The following is a 2,019-nucleotide window of genomic DNA, read 5'->3' on the forward strand; positions in this document are numbered from 1 at the left end:
GGTCCACCTTCGAAGACGACTCTCCCGAAGCCGCCGCTCCCGAAGACCCCGCCCCCGAAGGTCCTGCCCCGGAGACCCGTGCCGCGGGGACCTCCGTCGCCCCGGCGAGGCGACGGCCGGCGCGGGCGCCGCTGCGGCCCCTCCGGTACGAGGTCCGTCGCCTGCTCGGGGTTCCGCCCACCTGGCTGGTCCTCGCCGCGACCGTATGCGTCTCCGTCCTGATCGCGGTGCTGCTCGCCCGCGGCGGCCGCACGCCCCTGCCCACGGCCCTCGCGGGGTGGCCGGCCCTCTCGCCCCTGCCGCCCGCCGCCCTCGGGGCCGGCCTGCTCGGCGCCTTCTCCTTCGGGGACGAGTACCGCTACCCCGCCCTCACCACCGGCCGCGGCACGGTCCCGCGCCGCCTCGGCCTGCTGCTCGCCAAACTCACGGTCGCGGCCGGCGTCGCCGTCGTACTCGCCGTCGTCGTGGTGGTGGCCGACCTGGAGGCCCTCCGCCTCGTCTACGGCGGCGACTTGATCCCCCTGCCGGACAACTGGGCGACCCTGTGCGCGAGTTGGCTGGGCCTGCTGATCGGTTGCGCCTGGGCCGGAGTGCTGGGCGCCGGGGTGTTCCGCGCGGCAGCCGCCGGAGTGGCCGCGGTTCTGGCCGTGCCCATCGTCCTCGTACCGCTGCTGGGCAGACTGGTCACGGGGCCGTCGGTTCGCCCCGTCGCCGGACTCCCCGCCAGACTCAGGGAATTCGTGAGTCTGGAGTGGCCCGCGGCCGTCGACCACTGGCTCGAGGGGGCACTCAGGGTCGTCGTGCAACCCGTAGGGGTGGCGCTGGCGCTCGCGTTGACGGCACTTCTGTGCGCCTATCTGTTCACCGGCCTGAGCCGTAAGGCGCGTTGGTGATCACTTCCGGACCGAAGAGTTCCGACACTTCGGCAACTCCCCCAAAAACTGCCCCTTATGTCCGAATAATCGTCAATTGTGTAGGGGGTGCCGATCACCCTTTCGTGTGCTTTTCACCAAAGACCTCAAGGGTCACGAGAGCCACGCCGACAAAGGATGCGTGAGTACCCTTGCGCACACCATGATGACCGCCGCCCGTTCCGTCGACTCCGGCCTCGGCGCCTCGGGCGATCTCGACCGATACCCGTACGCGGAGGCGCCCGTCGCCGATCGCGTGGGGCCGCCCTCCTGGGAGGGGGTGGAGACGGACCTCGGCCGGGTCGGCCGCCGCACCGCCGGCAGCCGGGGGCGCGGACTGCACGGCCAGCTCGTCCAGCAGCTGGGGCAGATGATCGTCTCCGGCGACCTCGGTGCCGACCGGCCCCTCGTCCCCGAGGAGATCGGGCAGCGCTTCGAGGTCTCCCGCACCGTCGTCCGTGAATCGCTGCGCGTGCTGGAGGCCAAGGGCCTGGTCAGCGCCCGGCCGAACGTCGGCACCCGGGTCAGGCCGGTCAGCGACTGGAACCTGCTCGACCCCGACATCATCGAGTGGCGCGCCTTCGGGCCGCAGCGTGACGACCAGCGCCGGGAGCTGAACCAGCTCCGCTGGACGATCGAGCCGCTGGCCGCCCGGCTCGCCGCCGGTCACGGCCGTGAGGACGTCCAGCAGCGGCTGTCCGACATGGTCGAGATCATGGGGCACGCCTTCGCTCAGGGGGACGGCATCACCTTCTCCCGGGCCGACGCCGAGTTCCACTCCCTGCTCATCCAGCTCGCCGGCAACCGCATGCTGGAGCACCTCTCCGGCATCGTCGGCGCCGCCCTCCAGGTCTCCGGCGGCCCCGTCACCGGCTGTGACCGTCCGGGCGAGTCCTGCATCGCGCATCACGCCCGCATCGTGGACGCGGTGGCCGCCGGGGACGCCGTCGGGGCCGAGAACGCCATGCGCCAGCTGCTCACGGTCCACCCGGACCCCGGGGGCGTGGTGCCCGCGCCGCGCGAGCACTGACCCCCGGGCCATGGCCGGAAGCGCGGAACCGTCCGCATCGAGGGTCGCCGGACCCGCGCGGAACCCGGGGGCGTGGGG

1 protein-coding gene and 1 pseudogene are annotated in these 2,019 nt (G+C 72.9%); both read left to right on the forward strand.

Translation table 11 applies throughout. The features are described from left to right. A pseudogene (locus EAO71_RS06100) lies at window positions 1-893 on the forward strand (ABC transporter ATP-binding protein); the annotation flags it as partial. A gap of 160 nt (window positions 894-1,053) precedes the next feature. Further along, window positions 1,054-1,941 (forward strand): FadR/GntR family transcriptional regulator, encoded by an 888-nt coding sequence (locus EAO71_RS06105; protein ID WP_147976746.1) that lies wholly within the window; start codon window positions 1,054-1,056, stop codon window positions 1,939-1,941. The last annotated feature ends 78 nt before the right edge of the window (window positions 1,942-2,019 follow it).

Source organism: Streptomyces sp. MS191, assembly GCF_008042125.1.
GTDB lineage: Bacteria > Actinomycetota > Actinomycetes > Streptomycetales > Streptomycetaceae > Streptomyces.